Origin of the sequence: Enterobacteriaceae endosymbiont of Donacia sparganii (assembly GCF_012569045.1) — a bacterium.
GTDB lineage: Bacteria > Pseudomonadota > Gammaproteobacteria > Enterobacterales > Enterobacteriaceae.
The window spans coordinates 379,593-401,595 of sequence record NZ_CP046196.1 but is presented as its reverse complement, the minus strand read 5'-3'; the positions used below and the strand labels follow the sequence as shown (position 1 = coordinate 401,595).

Genomic DNA, 22,003 nt, shown 5'->3' with positions numbered 1-22,003 from the left:
TATTAAAAAATTAATTTTATTATATAAAAAATAATTAATTATTATAATATAATTAATTTAAATTTTAATATTTTAAATATAATTTTTATAATTATTATATTATTCTATTAGGATTTAAATATAGATAGTTTTTTATTTTAATAAAAAATTTTATTTATATAAATTTTTTAGTTTATTTTATATATTAAATTTTTTTAAAAAATAAAAATTTTTTATTAATTATTTTTTTTTAAAATATCTAATTAACAATGAAAATTCTTTATCCATTTATTAAATTTATATAATTTAAATAAGTATTTTAAATTTTTTTTTTGTGTTTTCATTTTTAAATTTAAATTATCTATATTGATTAAAATATTAGTTTTAATTTTTGTTAGTTTATGATATAAAAAAACTAATTTTTTATATTTTAGAAGTTTTTTTTTTATATTATTTCCTCCTCTAAAATTAATATTATCAATATAATTTATATTTTTATAAATATATTTTAAATCACCTAATTTATTTATTAAATTTTGGCCTATTCTATTTCCTATTCCTGGAACTCCAGGAATATTATCTATGGGATCACCGCTTAGTGCTAATAAATCACTAATAAATTTCGGGTATACTCCATATTTTTTATATATTTCTTTCGGCCCAGAAATAGAATAGTTAATAGGATTTACTATTTTAATATTTTGAGTAACTAATTGAGCTATATCTTTATCTATACTGAAAATAAAAACAAAATAATTTTTTTTTTCTGCTTGTAATGATAAAGTGCCAATTATATCATCTGCTTCTATATTTTTTATTGATATAACATTATATCCCATTGCCTGTATAATTTTAAATAAAGGTTTAATTTGTATAATTAAATTCACAGGCATATTTATTCTTGTTGATTTATATTTACTAAAAATTTTCTTTCTAAAAGATATTCCTTTAGCATCAAATATGATTAAAAAATAACTATTTATATTCATTTTTATAATTTTATTAAACATATTAATAAAACCATATATTGCCCCTGTAGGGTATCCTTTATTATTAATTAAATTAGGTAAAGCATAATAAGCACGATACAGGTAAAATGATCCATCTATTAAAATTATTTTCTTTTTCATATTTTTTAATATACTAAAAAATATATTTTATATACTTTATTAAAATTAAATTTTATTTTTTAAAAGTTTTCTTATTAAATTAATATAATGTGGGGCAATATCATCATCATAAATACTATATAATGAAGAAATATTTATTACATATTTATTATTAATATAAACATCAGGAACTAAATGTATATTAAGTTTTTCAACTAAATCATATTCTTTTTCAAATAATATTTTTGCTATATTACTATTCCATGCAGCATCAAATATATTACCAGTAATACCAGTAGCTTTTATAAAAATTCTTTTTATAGAATTATAATCATGAATAATTTGAGTTTTATGAATACCATCAAAAATTGGACCTATTATCTTATCTTCTACATCTAAGATTTTTGCAACAACCCATGCATAACCTAATACAGTAGATAAACCTTCTTCTTGCCCCATTTTACTATAATGAATTTTTATAATTTTTACATTTTTTGGTATTTTAATTTTTAAAGATTTTTTATTCAAATATTGATAAAAGTCATAACAATGAGGACATAAAAATGAAAAAAATTCAACTATAACTGGTTTTTTACCAAATTCCTTTACATGTAATTGTTGTTCTTCTTTTGTTAATATATCATAAAGAGGAATTTGGGGTGGTCTTTTAGATGCTAAGCAATTATTAGAAGATGTAACTAATAATAAAAATAGCATACTAAAATATAACATATATTTTTTTATATTTATCATAGTTTTATTACCTTTGATTAAATAAAATATAAGATTACAATTTTTTCATTATAAACTAATTAATTATTTTAATAAAATTATTTTTTAAAATTAATGTATTTTTTTTTATTTTAAATTAAAAATTTTTTAAATATTTTAAATATCATTATTTTTTAAAAAATAAATTAAATTATTTATATCATTTGGTAATTTTGAATATAATTTTATATTTATCTTATAAAAAGGATGTATAAATTTTAAATAACAAGCATGTAAAGCTTGTCTTTGAATTATTTTATTAATACTTTTTTTATAAAAATTATTAATTAAAAAAATATTTTGATATTTATTATAAACTGGATCACCAACAATACTATGTTTAATATATGATAGATGTACTCTAATTTGATGTGTTCTACCTGTTTTTAATTGAATTCTTAAGTGAGTATAATTTTTAAAAATATTTTTTATAAAATATTTTGTTATTGCTTTTTTACCTAATGGATGAACATCCATATAAATATTTTTTTTTTTATATATACGTTTTATTGGGTAATTTATTATATCATTTTTTTTAATTATACCATTCACAATAGCTTCATATTCTCTTATTATATTATGTTTTTTTAATTCATTTTTTAAAAACATATATACATCAATATTTTTAGCTATAATCATTAATCCTGTAGTATTTTTATCTAATCTATGTATAATACCAGCTCTAGGTACATCTCTTAAATATGGATAATTATATAATAAAGAATTAAATATAGTATTATTCATATTTTTATTTGCAGGATGCACAACTAAATTAGATGTTTTATTTATAACTAAAACATATTTATCATCGTAAACTACGTTTAAAAATATATTTTGTGCTTTCCATTTAATTTGTTTTTTTAAAATAAAAGCATTAACTTTAATTATATCTCCTAAAAAAATTTTTTTTTAGGTAAATTTATAATATTATTATTTATTTTAACATTATTATTTAATATAATTTTTTTTATTTGTGATCTAGAAAATTGTATAATTTTTTTAGTGAGAAATAAATCTAATCTTTTTCTATCATATTTTATACAAACTTTTAAAGTTAAACTTATATCTTTCATATATTTTATATTTTGAATTTTAAGAAAAAATTTAGTATATATTAATATAAATTATTAATTTTTTAAAAGTTTAAAATGAAATTTTTTACAAAAAATAAAATTTTTTTTATTAATATAATAATATGTATATTATTAATATTTACGACTAATTGTGAATATTATACTTTAAAACAAAAATATTTAAATAATTATTTAGAAGAAAAAGATTTAAATAATTCTTTAAAACAAAGATATTTAGAAGCAATAAAATTTTTAGTTGATAAAAAATATGATAAAGCTTTAATAAGATTTAGTAATTTATATATAAATTATCCATATAATATATATAATGAAAAAATTTTGGTTTATTTAATGTATTTAAATTATATAAATAAAGATTTTTTAAATGTTTTAGAATTAACAAATGAATTTATTAAATCATATAGTTTTTCTGCATTTATGAATTATGTTCTTTATATTAGAATTATGTCAGAAATATCTTTAGATACAAATACGGAAATACAAAATTTTTTCAGAATAAATAGAATAAACTGTAATCCTTTTTATACTAAATTAGCTATTAATGATACAGAAATATTTATTAAAAATTATCCTAATAGTATTTATACAAAATATTTAAAAAAAAAATTAATTTTTATGAAAGAACGTGTAGAAAAATTTGAATTAAGTATTATTAAATTTTATTTTAAAAAAAAAATATATATAGCAACAATTAATAGATGTTTAATTTTTTTGAAAAACTATCCTAATAGTAGAGAAATTAATTTAGTTAAAAAAATTTTAAAAAATTCGTATCACAAAATAAATTTATATAATAAATAATTATTTAAACACTTAATATGTATGTATACATATTAAGTGTTTAAATAATTCTACTATTATTAAGATTTATATAAAAAAAAATTTTTTTTATATTTATTTTTAAAATTTTTTATATTATCTTTTAATAAATCTTTAATTTTATTAAAAATATTTTTTATTTCTATAATTTTATTTTCATCAATTAAAATCATTAAATTGTTTATATAATCTAAATATTTTTTAATATTTTCTGTATTATTTTCAGATTCTGAAATTAAATTAATATATAATAATTGATTTTGTGAAGAAAAAATTTCTAAAATAAATAAATTTAAATAATAAATAGGTTTAGATAAAACTAAAATTTTATCTAATGATATTTTTGTTTTTATTAAAAAAGTTGTATATATTAAAGTAAAAAAATATTTTAATGACTCTATAAAAAAAATATATTTATCATGTTCTATTAGAGTCATATAATGAATTTTTAAACCCCAAATCTCCATCTGTTTCAAAAACCAATCGTATTTTTTTTTTTTACGACCATGACAATAAATTATAGATTCTTTTAAAATATTTTTCTGATAATTAAATAATGGATATAAACCTAAAACTGGTCCTTTATATACTTCTAATATTTTTTTTATTGATATTTCTTTTATAGGGGATAAATCAATTAAAATACAATTTTTAGGTAAAAGAAATAATTTTTTTATTAATTTTTTAAAAAAAAATTTTGATATATCAATAATAATCATTTTTACATTAACAAATATAGAATTTATATCATTATTAATATTTAAATTTTCTTCTTTTATATATTTGATATCATATCCAGTCATAGTTAACATTTTTTTAAATAATAGACCTATTTTACTATTACTAATAATTAATATTTTTGAAAAATCAGGTTTTAATTTTTTAAATGTTTTTAATTGTTCATGTAAACATGATTCATTCATTATTAGATATAATATATCTTCAATAAAATCAGGAGATATTCCTTTTTTTTTTGCTTCTTCCCTTTTTAAATTAATTATATCTTTTTCTCTTTTTGGTACATATATAGGCAATCCATATTTATTTTTTATTAATCCTATTTTTTTTACTATTTTTAATCTTTTTACTAAAATATCTAATAATTCTAAATCTAGAACATCAATTTTATTACGTAACAAATTTATTTTATTTAACATATTTTTTTAATAATTATATTTAATTAACATTATTTTATAATAAACGTAGTTTAAGTATTGAATCTAATTCATGATTTATTTTATATAAAATATCTTGTGTTGTTTGTAAATTTATACATTCATCTGTAATTGATACACCATATTTTAATTTTTTAGAATTATTAATATTTAAAATTTGATTTCCTTCATGAATATAACTTTCTATCATTATACCCATAATAGAAGTATTACCTTCTTTAATTTGTGAAATAATAGATTCAATAACTAAAATTTGTTTTTTAAAATCTTTATTAGAATTTCCATGACTACAATCTATCATTATTTTAGATTTTAATCCTACATTTAATAAAAATTTTTCACATTCTATAATATTATTTTTATAATAATTAGGTTTTTTACCACCTCTTAAAATAAGATGACAATTTTTATTTCCTGTAGATTTAACTATACAAATTTTACCATTTTCATCTAAACTTATAAAATTATGTTCTTGAGAAGAAGTTTGAATTGCATTAATAGCAGAAAATATATTACCATCTGTATTATTTTTAAAACCAACAGGAATTTGAAGTAAGGAAGCAATTTCCCTATGTATTTGTGATTCAACAGTACGTGCTCCAATTGCTATCCAACTTAAAAGATCATCAAAATATTTTGATGTGTTAGGATCTAAAATTTCAGTAGCTAATAAAATATTATTTTCAACTAATTGAATTAATAATTTACGTGCTAAATATAATCCTTCATTTATATTAAAAGTATTATCCATGTATGGGTCATTAATTAAGCCTTTCCAACCTAAAATTGTTCTAGGTTTTTCAAAATATACTCGCATAATAAGATAAATATTTTTATTAATTTTGGAAAAAATTTTTTTTAAATATTTACCATATTCTAGTGCTTCTTTAATATTATGTATAGAACAAGGCCCACAAATAATTAATATTCTAAAATCTTTTCCTAAAATAATATTTGATATAATCTTACGTGAAATTAATACTTGTTTTTTTATTTTTTGAGATATTGGTAATTTATTTTTTAATTCTTTTGGAGTTATTAAATAATTTTTATTATTAAAATTATTTTTTTGCATAAAAAATATCCATAAATAAAATATTATTGCATAAAAATAACATATTTATTCTATAAAATTCAATTTAATTTATATTTTAAACTTAAAGAAAAATAAGATTTATTTATTTTTATAGTTAAAATATTTTAAAGTTTATTTATAATAAAAAAATAATTTATATAAAAAATTTTTTATTAGGAATAATAATAAATGAATAAATTAAAAAAAAAAAATATAATAGAATCAATATCATTATATAAATTCGCAGAACATGCTTATTTAAATTATTCTATTTATGTAATCTCAGATAGAGCATTACCCCATATTGGGGATGGATTAAAACCAGTTCAAAGAAGAGTTATATACGCCATGTCTGAATTAGGATTAAAATATTCATGTAAATTTAAAAAATCAGCTAGAACAATTGGAGATGTTATAGGTAAATACCATCCTCATGGTGATGCTGCATGTTATGAAGCAATGGTTTTAATGGCTCAACCTTTTTCTTATAGATACCCTTTAATAGAAGGACAAGGTAATTGGGGATCTCAAGATGATCCAAAATCATTTGCAGCAATGAGATATACAGAATCTCGTTTATCAAAATATTCAGATATTTTATTAAATGAAATAGAAAAAGGTACTGTTGAATTTATTCCTAATTTTGATGGGACATTGTTAGAACCTAAAATATTACCTGCATGTTTACCAAACATAATTTTAAATGGAGCTTCTGGAATAGCAGTAGGAATGGCAACAGATATTCCTCCTCATAATATAAAAGAAGTATCCCATGCTATAATAAAATTAATTGATTATCCTAAAATTAAATTAAGTGAACTTTTGAATATAATTCAAGGACCAGATTTTCCAACAGGAAGTGAAATTATTACTTCTAAAGAAGAAATATATAAAATATATGAAAAAGGTAGAGGCTCTATTAAATTAAGAGCTGTATGGGAAATTGAAAATAATTCCGTAATTATTACAGCATTACCTTATCAAATCTCTGGAATACGTATTATAGAACAAATTACTACACAAATGAGAAATAAAAAATTACCAATGATTGAAGAAATAAGAGATGAATCTGATTATGAAAATCCTACTCGAATAATTATTATAATCCGTAATAATTTTCATTATTTAAAGATTGAACAAATTATGCATCATTTATTTTTTACTACTGATTTAGAAAAAAGTTATCGTATTAATTTAAATATGATAGGTTTAAATAATAAACCAGCTGTAAAAAATTTAATAGAAATATTATCAGAATGGATTTTATTTAGACGTAAAATAGTAAAAAAACGTTTAAATTTTCATCTAAATAAAATAAGTAAAAGATTACATATAATAACAGGATTATTAATTGTTTATTCTAATTTAGAAAAATTTATAAAGATTATTCGTTTAAACATAGATCCTAAATTTATTATTAAAAAAAAATTTAATCTTACTGATTTACAAGTAGAAACCTTACTTAATTTCAAATTACGTTCTATTTCTTTTATAGAAGAAAAAAAATTAATAAATGAAAAAAAAAAATTAGAAACAGAACATAAAAATCTTGAAAAAATATTATTTTCAGAAAAAAAAATGAATTTTTTATTAAAAGAAGAAATATTATCAGCTTCTAATAATTACTATAATAATCGTCGTTCAATGCTAAAAAAAAGAAAAGAAGCAAAATTATTAAATGAATCAGAGTTAATTTTAAGTGAACCTATTACTATTATTTTATCAAAAATGGGATGGATAAGGTGTGCAAAAGGACATACTATAAATCCATTAAATCTTAATTATAAATCAGGAGATTCTTTTTTTATTTCTGTAAAAGGTAAAAAAAATCAAATGATAGTAGTTTTAGATTCTAAAGGACGTAGTTATAGTATTGATTCAATTTCCTTACCTGCTGCTCGTAGTCAAGGAGAACCTTTAAACGGAAAATTAAATATTTCACAAGGATCTATAATTAAAAGTTTATTAATGGAATCAAATAATAAAGAAATTATACTTTCTGCAAGTTCTGGTTATGGTTTTATATGTAAATTTAATGATTTAATAGCATGTAATAGAAATGGAAAATTATCTATTATTTTATCAGATAACTCTGAAATTTTACCTCCTTTAGTAATTAAAAATAAAAATGATAAAATATTAACTGTATCTTTTTTAAATAAATTTTTAATATTTTCTATAGATGAAATACCAAAATTATCTCGTGGTAAAGGTAGTAGATTAATTTTTATTGATAATAAAGATTTTCTTCAAAATAAAGATTATTTAAAATGGATATTTTTTATTAATAAAAATTCTATAATTTATATAAAAACAAATAATAAAAAATTTAAATTAAAATATAAAGAATTTAAAAATTTTTATTCAGTAAAAGGTAAAAAAGGTTTTTTATATAAAAATATAAAAAATATTGAAGATATTTTTATAAAAACAATAAAAACTTAAAATTTATATTTATTATTTATTTTTAAATATTTAAATTTTATATAAAAAATTTTAATTTATTATAAATTACTTGTAATTTTAAATTATAAATAAAAATTTTTGTACATAAATTAAAAATTTTCTTTAATTATCTATTTATATGAAAATATAAATAAATTAAATATTTTAATTACATTAATAATAATATTATTATATATTTATTTTATAAAAATTATAAATGTATAATTATTCATATTTTTATATTTTAAAATTTTAGGTAGGTTTCACAATATGAGAGTATTGAAATTTGGTGGTACATCATTAAAGAATGCAGAAAGATTTTTATTAGTAACTAATATAGTTAGTCTTTATCTAAAAGATGAAAAAATAGCTGTTGTTTTATCTGCTCCTGCAACTATTACAAATATTTTAGAAGTAATGATAGAAAAATCTATAAAAAAAAAAAATTATGAAAAAGATATTATATATATAGAATATTTTTTTATAAATTTAATTAATAATTTAAAAAAAAGAATAAAAAATTTAGACATTTTAATTATAAATAATAATATAAGTAAAATTATTAATAAAATAAAAAAATTATTATATGGTATTAATTTAATTAATAATTGTCCAGATATAATTAAAGCAAAAATTTTATCACAAGGTGAAAAATTTTCTATTATTTTATTAAAATATTTATTAAAGATAAGAAAATATGAAATATTTATAATTTCTCCTAAAAAGTATTTATTAGCATATGGAAATTATTTAGAATCAACAGTAGATATTTCTATAACTTTTAAAAATATTCAAAAAATTAATTTATTAAATATTGATATAATATTAATGCCTGGATTTTCTGCTGTTAATAAAAAAAATGAAATTGTATTATTAGGTAGAAATGGTTCTGATTATTCAGCTGCAGTATTAGCTGTTTGCTTAAAAGCTAAGTGTTGTGAAATTTGGACTGATGTTGATGGTATGCATACTGCGGATCCTAATATAATATCAAACACAAAATTATTAAAATTTATTACTTATAAAGAAGCTATTACGCTATCATATTTTGGAGCTAAAGTTATTCATTATAAAACTTTAGCTCCAATGTTAAAAAATAATATACCTTGTATTATTAAAAATATAATGAATTCAAAATCTAATGGAACTTTAATTAATAATTTTAATATTAATCAATATTCATTACCAAAAATAAAAGGAATCACAGAATTAAAAAATATATCAATGTTAAATATTAGTGGTGATAAAAATAAACAAATTAAAAATATTATAGCAAGAATACTATTTTTTATATTTAAATTAAAAATGCCTATTTATTTTATTACTCAATCTTCTGAGGATTGTAATATTAATATTTTTTTATTAAATAAAAATTTAAATACTTTAAAATTACTATTAGAAGAAGAATTTTATTTAGAATTAAAATGTAATTTAATCAAACAATTCAAGATTATTCAAAATTTATCATTAATTACATTAGTAAATAATAAAATTAATTATTCTATAAATATAATTTCAAAATTTTTAAATATTTTAAAAATAACAAAAACTAATATATTAGCTATATCACAAAATATTTTTCAAAATTATATTACTGTTGCTATCCAAGAAAAATATGCTAAAAATATTATAAAAATAACGCATAAAATATTATTTCATAAAAAAAAAATATTAGAGATTTTTATTATAGGTACTGGAAGTATTGGGAGTACTCTTTTACAACAAATTTATCAAAATAAACATTATTTTAAAAATAAAAATATTAATTTAAAAATTTGTAGTATTTTAAATACAAAATATTCTTTAATAAATTTAGATGGTCTTGATATAAAAAATTGGAAAAAAGAAATTAAATATTATTTTAATAATAATACTATAGAAAATTTATTACAAAATTTTAAAAAATATAAATTTATTAATCCTGTAATTATTGATTGTACTTCTTCACAAAAAATTGCAGATCAGTATATTAATTTTTTAAATTATGGATTTAATATAATTGCTGTTAATAAAAAAGCAAATTCATCTACATTAGAATATTATAATCAAATACGTTTTACAGCAAGAAAATTAAATTTAAAATTTTTTTATGAAACAAATGTTGGAGCTGGATTACCAGTTGTTAATACTCTACAAAATTTATTAAAAACAGGTGACCAATTTAATAGCTTTATTGGTATTTTATCTGGTTCACTTTCATTTATTTTTGGTAAATTAGAAGAAGGAATTACTTTATCTAAATCAATAATAATGGCTCAAAAAATGGGTTTTACAGAACCAGATCCTCGTATAGATCTTACAGGAATAGATGTAGCTAGAAAATTACTCATATTAGCTAGAGAAATAGGTTTTAATATAGAATTAAATGATATTAATATTGAATCTATTATACCTAATAATATTTTTAATAAAAAAAATTCTATTAAAGAATTTCTTAATTCTTTATCAGATTTAGATATAATTTACGAAAAAAAAATAAAAGAAGCACAAAAAAAAAATAAAGTATTACGTTATATTGGTAGTATAAATTCAAAAGGTATATGTAAAATAAAAATTATAAAAATTGATAATAATCATCCTTTTTTTAAAATAAAAGATGGAGAAAATTCTTTTGCTTTTTATACTAATTATTATCAACCATATCCATTAATATTAAGAGGATATGGTGCTGGTAATAACGTAACTGCAGCAGGAGTATTAACTGATTTATTACGTTTAATTTAATTAAAAAATAAGGAATTATTATTTATGATTAAAATTTATTCTCCTGCTTCTATTGGTAATATTAATGTAGGTTTTGATACATTAGGAATAGCATTATCTAGAATTGATGGAGGAATTTTAGGAGATTTAATAACAATTTCTTCATCTAATAAATTTATTTTAATTAATAAAGGTCAATTTTTAAATGATTTACCTAAAAATAATAATGAAAATATTATTTTTCATTGTTGGAAAAAATTTTGTAACAAAATTAAGAAAATAATTCCTTTAAAAATTATTTTAGAAAAAAATGTTCCTGTTGCATCAGGACTAGGTTCTAGTGCATGTTCTATAGTTGCTTGTTTAAAAGGAATAAATTTATTTTGTAATAATCCATTAAATAATACTGATTTATTAAAATTAATGGGAGAATTAGAAGGATTTTTATCTGGAAATATACATTTTGATAATATAGTACCTTGTTTATTAGGTGGAATGAAACTAATATTAATTATAAATAAAAATAATTTAATTATTCAAAATATACCAGTTTTTAAAAATTGGTTTTGGGTTATTGCATATCCTGGAATTAAATTATCTACTTTTTGTTCTAGAAAAATTTTACCAAAATTATATAAAAAAAAGATTTTTATTAAACAAAGTCAATATTTAGCTGGATTTATTCATGCTAGTCATACTAAACAAGAGTTATTAGCATCAAAATTAATGAAAGATTTTATCGCCGAACCATATAGAAAATCATTTATACCTAATTTTGAACAAATTTCTTATACATCAAAAAAATTAGGTGCTTTAAGTTATGGTATATCAGGATCAGGACCTACTATATTTAGTATTTTTAATAATTTAAATACTGCATATACAATGGTTAATTGGTTAAAAAAAAATTATTTAAAAAATAATACAGGTTTTGTTTATATATGTAAAATTAATAATATAGGTACTCAAATTATGGAGAAAAAATGAAATTTTATAATCTTAATTTTCATAAAGAAAATAAAAATTTTAGTCAAGTATTAAAAATAGGTTTAGGAAAAAATCAAGGCTTATTTTTTCCTATGAATTTACCTAAATTAAATAATAAAATAATTCAAGATCTATTAGATCTAAATTTTATAGATAGAAGTAGTTATATAATATCATTATTTTTAAATGAAAAAGAAATTTTATTAGAAACTTTAAAAACAAAGATACAAAAAGCATTTAATTTTCCATTATTATTAAAATTAATTGATAAAAATATTGCTTGTTTAGAATTATTTTATGGCCCTACTTTAGCATTTAAAGATTTTGGTGTTCGTTTTATGGCACAAATGCTAAATTTTTTTAACAAAAAAAGTAAAATTATTATTTTAACTGCAACTTCTGGTGATACAGGAGCTGCTGTTGCTCATGCTTTTTATAATATGAAAAATATTGAAGTAATAATATTATATCCTTATAAAAAAATTTCTATTTTACAAGAAAAATTATTTTGTACATTAGGAGATAATATTAAAACAATTGCTATTAAAGGTAATTTTGATGATTGTCAAAAACTTATAAAACAAGTTTTAAATGATAAAGAACTTAAAAAAGAATTATGTTTAAATTCTGCTAATTCAATTAATATTAGTAGATTAATAGCACAAATATGTTATTATTTTGAAGCTTATGCTCAAATTCCTTTAAATCAAAGAAAAAAAAAAATAATTATTTCAGTTCCTAGTGGAAATTTTGGTAATTTAACTGCTGGATTAATAGCTAAAACAATAGGACTACCTATATATAAATTTATTGCAGCAACTAATATTAATGATACAATACCTAGATATTTAAAAAAAGGATATTGGAAACCTAAAAAAACTATATCAACATTATCTAATGCAATGGATGTTAGTATTCCTAACAATTGGCCTAGAGTTATAGAAATTTTTAACAAAAATAATTGGAATTTAAAAAAATTAGAATCTAATTCTATTACAGATATACAAACAACTGAAACAATAAAAAATGTTTATAATAAATATAAATATATTTTAGAACCTCATTCAGCTGTAAGTTTTTGTGCACTAAAATCTCAAATTTTTAAAAAAGATACGTTTAATATATTTCTTGGTACTGCTCATCCAGCTAAATTTCAAGATTATATTTATAATACTTTAAATCAAAAAATAATATTACCTAGTATTTTAATTAATTGTATGAAAAAAAAAAATTTATCTCATATATTATCTAATAATTTTTCTAATTTAAAAGAATTTTTAATAAAAAATTATATAATATAAATTAAATTTTTTTTTTAAAATAAAGAAAATTAATTATGTTAATAAATAAATTAACTTATAATCATGAATATTTTATAATTTTTCAAATTTTTGCTATTATTATTAGTTGTATAATGATATTAATATCATTTTTTTTAGGAGGACGATCATATAATTTAGGTAAACAAGTACCATTTGAATCTGGAGTTTTTTCTTACGAAAATGCTCAAATAAAAATACATATTAATTTTTATTTAATAGCAATATTTTTTATAATTTTTGATATTGAATCTTTATATTTATATTTATGGTCTATTTCTATTAAAATTATAGAATTAGAAGGTTTTATAGAAGGAATTCTATTTATTTTTACTATTTTAATTACTTTATTTTATTTATTTAAAATGAAAGCTCTAAATTGGAAATATAAAAATATATGATTACATTAAAATATAAAATAAATAATAAAAAATGAAATATATTCTAAATAAAATTAAAAATAATAAAAAAACCTATCCTTTAGAAGATAGAAAAAATATTAATACAGATCCATTAAATGATCAAATTAGTAAAAATATTTTTTTAGGTAATTTAAAAAAAATAACACATCAAATTATTAATTGGGGAAGAAAAAATTCTTTATGGCCTTATAATTTTGGATTATCTTGTTGTTATGTTGAAATGACTACATCATTTACATCTATTAATGATATTTCTCGTTTTGGTTCAGAAGTATTAAGAGCTTCTCCAAGACAAGCTGATTTCATGGTAATAGCAGGAACATGTTTTTTAAAAATGGCACCTATTATACAGAGATTATATGATCAAATGTTAGAACCAAAATGGGTAATTTCTATGGGATCTTGTGCTAATTCTGGAGGAATGTATGATATATATTCTGTCGTACAAGGAGTTGATAAATTTTTACCTGTAGATATTTATATACCTGGATGTCCTCCTAGACCAGAATCATATATTCAAGCATTATTATTATTACAAAAATCTATTAATTATGAAAGACGTCCTTTATCTTGGGTTGTAGGAGATCAAGGTATTTATAAAGCTAAACTAAAATCATCTAATAAATTTTTTCATAATAAAAATATTAAATTTAAATCAATAAAAAATATATAATATAAAATACTACTTATAGTAAGGTTATTATTTATGAATAAATTTTTTGATAATGTAGTTGAAAAAATAGGAGATATACATAATAAATCTTTTTTTAAAACAAATATAGAACCTATATTAGATGAATTAAATAATACTTTTAATTTTAAAGATTTTATTATACAAAATAATATTAATAATAAAATTCCTCTTACTATTTGGATTAGAGCAAAAGATTTAATTAAATTTATAAAATTTTTTTCTCAAATTAAAAATCCATATAATATGTTATACGATATGCATGGAGTAGATGAAAGATTACATTATAATAAATTTTTTTTAATGAAAAAAATGGATTTTTCATTGTTTTATTATTTAATATCTATTAATAGAAATTCAGATATAATTATAAAAATTCCTTTAAAAGAAAAATTTTTAAATGTAAATACTATTACTAATATTTTTAAAAATGCTAATTGGTATGAAAGAGAAATATGGGAAATGTTTGGAATTAATTTTATTAATCATCCTTGTTTATCACATATATTATTACCTCAAAATTGGAATTATGGTTATCCATTACGTAAGGATTTTCCTTCCAGAGCTACTGAATCTCCTCCTTATTTTTTAACAAAAAAAAAATATAAAACAGATATTGAATCAACTAAATTTAATCCTAAAAATTATAATTTATCAACAAAAAATAAATTAAATGACTATATGTACCTTAATTTAGGTCCTAATCATCCTTCTGTACATGGTGCATTTAGAATAATATTAAAATTATCTGGAGAAAAAATTATTCAATGTATACCAGAAATAGGTTATCATCATAGGGGAGCAGAAAAAATAGCTGAAAGACAAACATGGCATACTTATATTCCATATACCGATAGAATTGAGTATTTAGGTGGTTGTGTAAATGAAATGCCTTATATTCTTGCAATAGAAAAATTAGCTAATATTATTGTTACAGATAGAATTAAAGTTATTAGAATAATGTTATCTGAATTATTTCGTATAAATAGTCATTTATTATGTTTATCTACTTTCATACAAGATGTAGGAGCAATGACTCCTATATTTTTAGTTTTTACAGATAGACAAAAAATATATGATATAATTGAAGCTATTACAGGAGCTAGAATGCATCCTGCTTGGTTTAGAATAGGAGGATTAGCACAAGATTTACCTAATGGATGGAATCTTTTAGTAAAAAAATTATTAAATTGGTTACCTAAAAGATTGAATATATATAAAAAAGGAGCACTACAAAATAGTATTTTAATATCTAGATCTAAAAATATAGCAATATATAATCAACAAGAAGCAATATCTTGGGGTATTACTGGAACTGGATTAAGAGCTACTGGTTTAAATTTTGATGTTAGAAAATGGCGTCCTTATTCTGGATATGAAAATTTTGATTTTGATATTCCTATAGGAAATAGGATTAGTGATTGTTATTCAAGAATTTTATTAAAATTAGAAGAAATTTGGCAAAGTTTACATATTATACAGCAATGTTTAAATTATATGCCTGAAGGACAATATAAAGTTGACCATCCTTTAACAACACCTCCTCCCAGAAAGAGGATGTTAAATGATATAGAAACTTTAATACATCATTTTATTCAAGTATCTTGGGGGCCATTAATACCTGCTGATGAATCATTTCAGATGATTGAAGCTACTAAAGGGATTAATAGTTATTATTTAATTAGTGATGGAAGTTCAATAAGTTATCGAACTAGAATTAGAACCCCTAGTTTTCCTCATTTACAACAAATACCATCTGTAATATGTGGTAGTTTAATATCAGATTTAATTACATACTTAGGAAGTATTGATTTTGTTATGTCTGATGTAGATCGTTAAAATATAATTTTATGAAAAAGAAAAATAACATAAATATTTTTTTAAATAAAAAAGAATTAAAAATAATTAATAAAATTAAAAATCATTATGAATCTAATAATGCGGCTATTATTGAAATATTAATATTTTTACAAAAAAAACATGGATGGATATCTAATGATATAATTAGAATTATTTCTGATATTTTAAATATAAATCCTGCTGAAATTGATAGTATAGCAACTTTTTATAGTCAAATTTTTAGATCACCAGTTGGAAAATATGTTATTAAATATTGTGATAGTATTGTTTGTTATATAACAAAATATGAAAAAATTTTAAAACATATTCAAAAAAAATTAAAAATACAACCAGGACAAACAACTATTGATAAATTATTTACTTTAATACCTATATGCTGTTTAGGTCATTGTGAAAATAGTCCTGTTATAATGATTAATGAAAAAATTTATACTTCATTATCTATTAATTATATAGATCAAATATTGGATAATTATATTAATGAAAATAATAAATCCCAATCCAGAAACACATCCTCTAACATGGCGTATCTGCAAAAATAAAACCATATTTTTAAAAAAATATATAAAAAAAGACGGTTATCAAAGTTTAAAAGATAGTTTATTAAAAAATACTCCTGAAGATATAATTAATATTGTTAAAAAATCAAAATTAAAAGGAAGAGGAGGAGGAGGTTTTTATACTGGATTAAAATGGAGTTTAATCCCTCAGAAAACTAATAATAATGAAATTCGTTATTTTATATGTAATGCTGATGAAATGGAACCAGGAACATATAAAGACCGTTTTTTAATAGAACATATACCTCATCAATTAATAGAAGGAATTATTATAAGTGCTTTTGCTATTCAAGCTAATAAAGGCTATATCTTTTTAAGAGGTGAATATACAAATTGTGCAAAAATTTTAAATATAGCAATAAAAGAAGCTTATAATTTTAAATTTTTAGGTAAAAATATATTAAATAGTAATTTTAATTTTGATTTATATCTCCATACTGGAGCAGGAAGATATATATGTGGAGAAGAAACGGCTTTAATTAATTCTTTAGAAGGAAAAAGAGCTAATCCACGTTTAAAACCTCCATACCCTGCTTTAATAGGATTATGGGGTAAACCAACATGTATTAATAATGTTGAAACTATATTTAATATACCTGGGATAATAAAATATGGTCCTATTTGGTATAAAAATATATCTAATAGTATATATGATACTGGTACAAAAATGTTAGGTTTTTCAGGTAACGTAAAAATACCTGGATTATGGGAATTACCTTTTGGAACACCAGCTCGTTTAATATTAGAAAAATATGCAGGAGGAATGAAAAAAGGATTTATATTTAAAGCGTGGCAACCAGGTGGTGCAGGAACGGGTTTTTTAACAAAAAATCATTTAGATTTACCTATGGATTTTATAAATATTAGCCAAGCAGGTAGTAGACTAGGAACAGGAATATCTCTAGCTATAGATACTAGTATTAGTATAGTATCTTTAGTAAAAAATTTAGAAATTTTTTTTGCTAGAGAATCTTGTGGTTTTTGTACTCCTTGTAGAGAAGGATTACCTTGGATTGTTAAAATATTAAATAATTTAGAAAAAAAAAAAGGATCAAAAAAAGATATTTATCTTCTTAAAGATATAAGTAATCAATTAATAAATGGAGGTCCTTTTTGTGGACATGCATCAGGTGCTATGGAACCATTAAATAGTGCATTAAAATATTTTTTAAATGAATTTAAATATGGAATAGCTAATTAAATATTTTTTATATAAAAAATAAATAAATTTATAAATATTATTTAAGAGAGATAATATATTTATTTACTTCAATAAAAATATTATGGAATTTATATTATGATTAATATCAACATAGAAGGTCAATTATATAAAGTTAATGAAAAAGATAATTTATTAAAAATATGTTTATCTTTAGGTTTTAATATACCATATTTTTGTTGGCATCCAATTTTAGGTAGTATAGGTTCATGTCGCCAATGTGCTATTACACAATATGATAGTTCTACAAAAAAAAATGGACATATAATTATGTCTTGTATATCCACACCTATTAAAAAATCATATATTTCAATTAATAATAAAAATTCAATTAATTTTCGTAAAAAAATACTTGAATTACTGATGTTAAATCATCCCCATGATTGTCCTATTTGTGATGAAGGTGGTAATTGTCATTTACAAGATATGACTGTTATGACAGGTCATAATATTCGTCGATATTCTTTTACTAAAAGAAAATATAAAAATCAATATTTAGGACCATTTATATCTCATACAATGAATCGTTGTATTACATGTTATCGTTGTGTAAGATTTTATAAAAATTATTCAGATGGAAAAGATTTTAATGTTTTTGGTTCAAAAGATAATATTTATTTTGGTAGATATTTAGACGGAATATTAGAAAATCCATTTTCTGGAAATTTAATTGAAATATGTCCTACAGGAGTTTTTACTGATAAAACTTATAATATAAATTATTCAAGAAAATGGGATTTACAATATGCACCTAGTATTTGTCAACATTGTTCATTAGGATGTAATATTTTTGTTGGAGAACGTTATGGGAAATTATCTAGTATACAAAATAGATTTCATGAAGAAATAAATCATTATTTTCTTTGTGATAAAGGTTATTTTGGTTATGGATATACTTACTTAAAAGATAATCCTATAAAAATAATATATTATAAAAATAATAAAAAATTAATTTTAAATGATAATAAAATTATTAAAAAAATTACTAATTTAATATTAAAATCGAAAAAATTTATTGGTATTGGCTCTTCTAGAGCAAGTATAGAAAGTAATTTTCTTCTTAAAGAATTAGTTGGAAAAGAAAATTTTTTTTTAGGTATTTTAGAAAACGAAAAAAAACAAATTAATTATATAATAAAAGTATTATTACAAAATACTAATATTTATTTTCCTACATTATCTGAAATAGAAAATTATGATGCTATTTTAATATTAGGAGAAGATTTAAGTAATACTAATCCCCGAGTTGCTTTAGCAGTTAGACAAGCTATAAAAAATAATATTAATCATAAAAATATTCCTTATTGGAATGCTGATGCAATTTTAAATTTTAAAAATAAATTTATTAATCCATTGTTTATAACAAGTAATGATAAAACATTATTAGACGATATTTCTTTATGGAACTATTATGCACCTACTATAAAACAAGCTCAATTTGGTTTTATATTAGCAGATTATATTGAAAATAATAATATTATTTTAAATGATAAAAAATTAAAAAATCAAATTTTTAAAATAAAAAAAATATTATTAAATGCTAAAAAACCTTTAATTATTTCTGGTACTGGATCCGGTTCTTTAGAATTAATTTCTGCATCTTATTCTATTGTTAAAGCATTAAATAAAAAAAGAAAAAATGTAGGATTATTTTATGTACTACATGAAGTAAATAGTATGGGAATTGGTTTAATTAAAGGTAAATCTTTAAATGATTTATTTATAGAAAATAAATCTAATAATAATCTAGATATAGATACAATTATTGTTATGGAAAATGATTTATATTTTTATGAAGAAAAAAATAAATTAAATAGTTTTTTAAAAAAAATTCCTAATATAATTGTATTAGATCATATTTTAACTAAAACTATGAAAAAAGCTAATATAATATTACCAGTATCAAATTTTATGGAAAGCAGCGGTACTGTAATTAATAATGAATGTAGAGCGCAACGATTTTTTCAAGTTTATAAACCTTCTTTTTATGATAAAAATAATGATAGAAAAGCTAGTTGGAAATGGATATATAAAATATATGCTAAATTAAATAATTTAAATAAAAATATTACTTTAGATGAAGTTATTAAAAAATGTGAAAAATATATTCCAATATTGGATGGAATTAGTTTAGCAGCACCTGCTTCTACTTATAAAGTATATAATAGAAAATTTGCTAGATCTTCTATTAGATATAGTGGAAGAACGTCAATATTATCTAATAATAATATACATGAACCACAACAACCTCAAGATAAAGATACTATTTTTAATTTTTCTATGGAAGGAAATTATAATTCAAATATTAATTGTACACATATACCATTTTTATGGTCTCCTGGATGGAATTCTTCTCAATCATTACATAAATTTCAAAAAGAAATAGGAATATCATATAAATATGGTCCTTCAGGATTTAAAATTTCTAAAAAAAAAGATAATATAATTAATATTAAAAATAATTATATTAATAAATTTATCATTTCTAATAAATTAGTAATTACTATTCATCATACTTTATTTAATAGTAATAGTTTAATACAAAAATCTTTTTTAATAAAAAAATATTTTTGTAATCATTATGTTTTTTTTAATAAAAAAGATGCAATAAGATTAGGAATCTTAACTAATAATCTAGTTAAATTATATTGTTTAAATAATATTTTTATATTAAAAGCATATATTTCAGAATTTTTACATCCAGGATTAATTAGTATTCCATTAGGAATAAAAGAAATTTCATTATCTTTTTTAGGAAAAACTATCGAAAAAATAAAGGTATTAAAATGATTTTATTTTCTTTTTTGAAAACTATAAAAATAATATTTTTATTGAAAATATTATTTATGTTATTAATATTAATAATAAGTGGTGCTTTTTTAAGCTTTGGAGAAAGACGTATATTAGCTTTATTTCAAAATCGTTATGGTCCTAATAGGGTTGGATTATATGGATGTTTACAAATATTAGCAGATATGATAAAAATTATTTTTAAAGAAGATTGGACTCCAAATTTTTCCAATAATAAATTATTATTTAATATTGCTCCTATTATAGCTTTTAATACATTATTATCTGTATTTGCTATATTACCTATTACTCCTCAATTAATGATATCTAATTTAAATATCGGAATACTTTTTTTTTTTATGATGGCTAGTCTTTCTGTTTATTCTATTTTATTTGCAGGATGGGCTAGTAATAATAAATATGCTTTATTAGGAACAGTTAGAGGAGTTTCACAAATAATAAGTTATGAAATTTTTTTAGGTTTATCTTTAATGGGAATTATTTGTCAAACAGGATCCTTTAATTTATTCGATATTGTATATCATCAATATCAATATTATTGGAATATAATTCCTCAATTTTTTGGTTTTATATCATTTTTTATAGCTTCTATAGCATTATGTCATCGACATCCTTTTGATCAACCAGAAACAGAACAAGAACTTGTTGATGGTTATCATATTGAATATTCTGGAATGAAATTTGGTCTTTTTTTCGTAGGAGAATATATTAATATAATAATATTATCTTCTTTAATAGTAATTTTATTTTTTGGTGGTTGGTTAGGACCTTTTTTCCCATCTATAATATGGTATTTAATTAAAACTATAATATTTATATTATTATTTTTTTTAATAAGAGCGTCATTACCTAGACCTCGTTATGATAAAGTAATGTACTTTAGTTGGTTTATATGTTTACCATTAACATTAATTAATCTTATTATTACTGCATTTATTGTAAAATTTAAGTAACTATATTTTTA

18 protein-coding genes are annotated in these 22,003 nt (G+C 19.4%); 12 read left to right on the top strand and 6 right to left on the bottom strand.

Annotation, left to right across the window (positions count from 1 at the left end):
- Positions 1-242 precede the first annotated feature (242 nt).
- The 4 genes from GJT98_RS01965 to GJT98_RS01950 all read right to left on the bottom strand — a co-directional run bounded on the left by GJT98_RS01965 (position 243) and on the right by GJT98_RS01950 (position 2,932).
- Positions 243-1,109, bottom strand: coding sequence for a 5'-3' exonuclease (locus tag GJT98_RS01965; protein WP_168821313.1), 867 nt, complete (start codon positions 1,107-1,109; stop codon positions 243-245).
- 45 nt (positions 1,110-1,154) lie between these two features.
- Positions 1,155-1,841: a DsbA family protein gene (locus GJT98_RS01960; RefSeq protein WP_168821312.1), complete on the bottom strand. Its 687-nt coding sequence runs from the start codon at positions 1,839-1,841 to the stop codon at positions 1,155-1,157.
- A gap of 135 nt (positions 1,842-1,976) precedes the next feature.
- Positions 1,977-2,711, bottom strand: a complete 735-nt coding sequence (locus GJT98_RS01955) for an RluA family pseudouridine synthase (protein ID WP_246208950.1) — start codon at positions 2,709-2,711, stop codon at positions 1,977-1,979.
- A gap of 41 nt (positions 2,712-2,752) precedes the next feature.
- On the bottom strand, positions 2,753-2,932 hold the full coding sequence (locus GJT98_RS01950) for a S4 domain-containing protein (RefSeq protein WP_168821310.1): 180 nt from the start codon (positions 2,930-2,932) through the stop codon (positions 2,753-2,755).
- 75 nt (positions 2,933-3,007) lie between these two features.
- Here GJT98_RS01950 and bamD point away from each other — a divergent pair, with 75 nt between their 5' ends.
- Complete coding sequence (gene bamD / locus GJT98_RS01945; RefSeq protein WP_168821308.1) at positions 3,008-3,754, top strand: outer membrane protein assembly factor BamD; 747 nt, start codon at positions 3,008-3,010, stop codon at positions 3,752-3,754.
- A 59-nt stretch (positions 3,755-3,813) separates the two neighbouring features.
- Here the strand turns inward: bamD and tyrA are convergent, their stop codons facing one another.
- Both tyrA and GJT98_RS01935 read right to left on the bottom strand, forming a co-directional pair.
- Complete coding sequence (gene tyrA, locus GJT98_RS01940) at positions 3,814-4,929, bottom strand: bifunctional chorismate mutase/prephenate dehydrogenase (protein ID WP_168821306.1); 1,116 nt, start codon at positions 4,927-4,929, stop codon at positions 3,814-3,816.
- Between the two features lie 34 nt (positions 4,930-4,963).
- Positions 4,964-6,022: a 3-deoxy-7-phosphoheptulonate synthase gene (locus tag GJT98_RS01935; protein WP_168821304.1), complete on the bottom strand. Its 1,059-nt coding sequence runs from the start codon at positions 6,020-6,022 to the stop codon at positions 4,964-4,966.
- Positions 6,023-6,211: 189 nt separating this feature from the next.
- Here GJT98_RS01935 and parC point away from each other — a divergent pair, with 189 nt between their 5' ends.
- From parC to nuoH, 11 genes are all read left to right on the top strand, one after another.
- Positions 6,212-8,467, top strand: coding sequence for a DNA topoisomerase IV subunit A (gene parC, locus GJT98_RS01930; RefSeq protein ID WP_168821302.1), 2,256 nt, complete (start codon positions 6,212-6,214; stop codon positions 8,465-8,467).
- Between the two features lie 270 nt (positions 8,468-8,737).
- Positions 8,738-11,191 carry a bifunctional aspartate kinase/homoserine dehydrogenase I gene (thrA, locus tag GJT98_RS01925; protein ID WP_168821300.1) on the top strand — a complete coding sequence of 818 codons (2,454 nt, stop codon included), beginning with the start codon at positions 8,738-8,740 and terminating at the stop codon, positions 11,189-11,191.
- 24 nt (positions 11,192-11,215) lie between these two features.
- A complete protein-coding gene (thrB, locus tag GJT98_RS01920) occupies positions 11,216-12,157 on the top strand; it encodes a homoserine kinase (protein ID WP_168821299.1) in 942 nt (313 codons plus the stop codon).
- The gene (gene thrC / locus GJT98_RS01915; RefSeq protein ID WP_168821297.1) at positions 12,154-13,458 is read left to right on the top strand and encodes a threonine synthase; all 1,305 of its coding nucleotides are present in this window, start codon (positions 12,154-12,156) and stop codon (positions 13,456-13,458) included. The genes thrB and thrC overlap by 4 nt, the downstream gene beginning before the upstream one ends.
- A 35-nt stretch (positions 13,459-13,493) precedes the next feature.
- Positions 13,494-13,877 (top strand): NADH-quinone oxidoreductase subunit A, encoded by a 384-nt coding sequence (ndhC, locus tag GJT98_RS01910; protein WP_168821295.1) that lies wholly within the window; start codon positions 13,494-13,496, stop codon positions 13,875-13,877.
- Between the two features lie 31 nt (positions 13,878-13,908).
- Positions 13,909-14,571, top strand: coding sequence for a NuoB/complex I 20 kDa subunit family protein (locus GJT98_RS01905; RefSeq protein ID WP_168821293.1), 663 nt, complete (start codon positions 13,909-13,911; stop codon positions 14,569-14,571).
- A gap of 33 nt (positions 14,572-14,604) precedes the next feature.
- Positions 14,605-16,428 (top strand): NADH-quinone oxidoreductase subunit C/D, encoded by a 1,824-nt coding sequence (gene nuoC / locus GJT98_RS01900; protein ID WP_168821291.1) that lies wholly within the window; start codon positions 14,605-14,607, stop codon positions 16,426-16,428.
- 11 nt (positions 16,429-16,439) lie between these two features.
- Positions 16,440-16,991 (top strand): NADH-quinone oxidoreductase subunit NuoE, encoded by a 552-nt coding sequence (gene nuoE, locus GJT98_RS01895; protein WP_168821289.1) that lies wholly within the window; start codon positions 16,440-16,442, stop codon positions 16,989-16,991.
- Positions 16,930-18,210, top strand: coding sequence for an NADH-quinone oxidoreductase subunit NuoF (nuoF, locus tag GJT98_RS01890; RefSeq protein WP_168821287.1), 1,281 nt, complete (start codon positions 16,930-16,932; stop codon positions 18,208-18,210). Before nuoE ends, nuoF begins: the two co-directional genes overlap by 62 nt.
- A gap of 96 nt (positions 18,211-18,306) precedes the next feature.
- The gene (nuoG, locus tag GJT98_RS01885; RefSeq protein WP_168821285.1) at positions 18,307-21,018 is read left to right on the top strand and encodes an NADH-quinone oxidoreductase subunit NuoG; all 2,712 of its coding nucleotides are present in this window, start codon (positions 18,307-18,309) and stop codon (positions 21,016-21,018) included.
- Positions 21,015-21,992, top strand: a complete 978-nt coding sequence (gene nuoH / locus GJT98_RS01880; RefSeq protein WP_168821283.1) for an NADH-quinone oxidoreductase subunit NuoH — start codon at positions 21,015-21,017, stop codon at positions 21,990-21,992. Before nuoG ends, nuoH begins: the two co-directional genes overlap by 4 nt.
- Positions 21,993-22,003: the final 11 nt, after the last annotated feature.

Coding starts and splice junctions, on each gene's coding strand:
- GJT98_RS01965 (WP_168821313.1), bottom strand. CDS start 1,109: ATGAAAAAGAAAATAATTTTAATAGATGGATCATTTTACCTGTATCGT.
- GJT98_RS01960 (WP_168821312.1), bottom strand. CDS start 1,841: ATGATAAATATAAAAAAATATATGTTATATTTTAGTATGCTATTTTTA.
- GJT98_RS01950 (WP_168821310.1), bottom strand. CDS start 2,932: ATGAAAGATATAAGTTTAACTTTAAAAGTTTGTATAAAATATGATAGA.
- bamD (WP_168821308.1), top strand. CDS start 3,008: ATGAAATTTTTTACAAAAAATAAAATTTTTTTTATTAATATAATAATA.
- tyrA (WP_168821306.1), bottom strand. CDS start 4,929: ATGTTAAATAAAATAAATTTGTTACGTAATAAAATTGATGTTCTAGAT.
- GJT98_RS01935 (WP_168821304.1), bottom strand. CDS start 6,022: ATGCAAAAAAATAATTTTAATAATAAAAATTATTTAATAACTCCAAAA.
- parC (WP_168821302.1), top strand. CDS start 6,212: ATGAATAAATTAAAAAAAAAAAATATAATAGAATCAATATCATTATAT.
- thrA (WP_168821300.1), top strand. CDS start 8,738: ATGAGAGTATTGAAATTTGGTGGTACATCATTAAAGAATGCAGAAAGA.
- thrB (WP_168821299.1), top strand. CDS start 11,216: ATGATTAAAATTTATTCTCCTGCTTCTATTGGTAATATTAATGTAGGT.
- thrC (WP_168821297.1), top strand. CDS start 12,154: ATGAAATTTTATAATCTTAATTTTCATAAAGAAAATAAAAATTTTAGT.
- ndhC (WP_168821295.1), top strand. CDS start 13,494: ATGTTAATAAATAAATTAACTTATAATCATGAATATTTTATAATTTTT.
- GJT98_RS01905 (WP_168821293.1), top strand. CDS start 13,909: ATGAAATATATTCTAAATAAAATTAAAAATAATAAAAAAACCTATCCT.
- nuoC (WP_168821291.1), top strand. CDS start 14,605: ATGAATAAATTTTTTGATAATGTAGTTGAAAAAATAGGAGATATACAT.
- nuoE (WP_168821289.1), top strand. CDS start 16,440: ATGAAAAAGAAAAATAACATAAATATTTTTTTAAATAAAAAAGAATTA.
- nuoF (WP_168821287.1), top strand. CDS start 16,930: ATGAAAATAATAAATCCCAATCCAGAAACACATCCTCTAACATGGCGT.
- nuoG (WP_168821285.1), top strand. CDS start 18,307: ATGATTAATATCAACATAGAAGGTCAATTATATAAAGTTAATGAAAAA.
- nuoH (WP_168821283.1), top strand. CDS start 21,015: ATGATTTTATTTTCTTTTTTGAAAACTATAAAAATAATATTTTTATTG.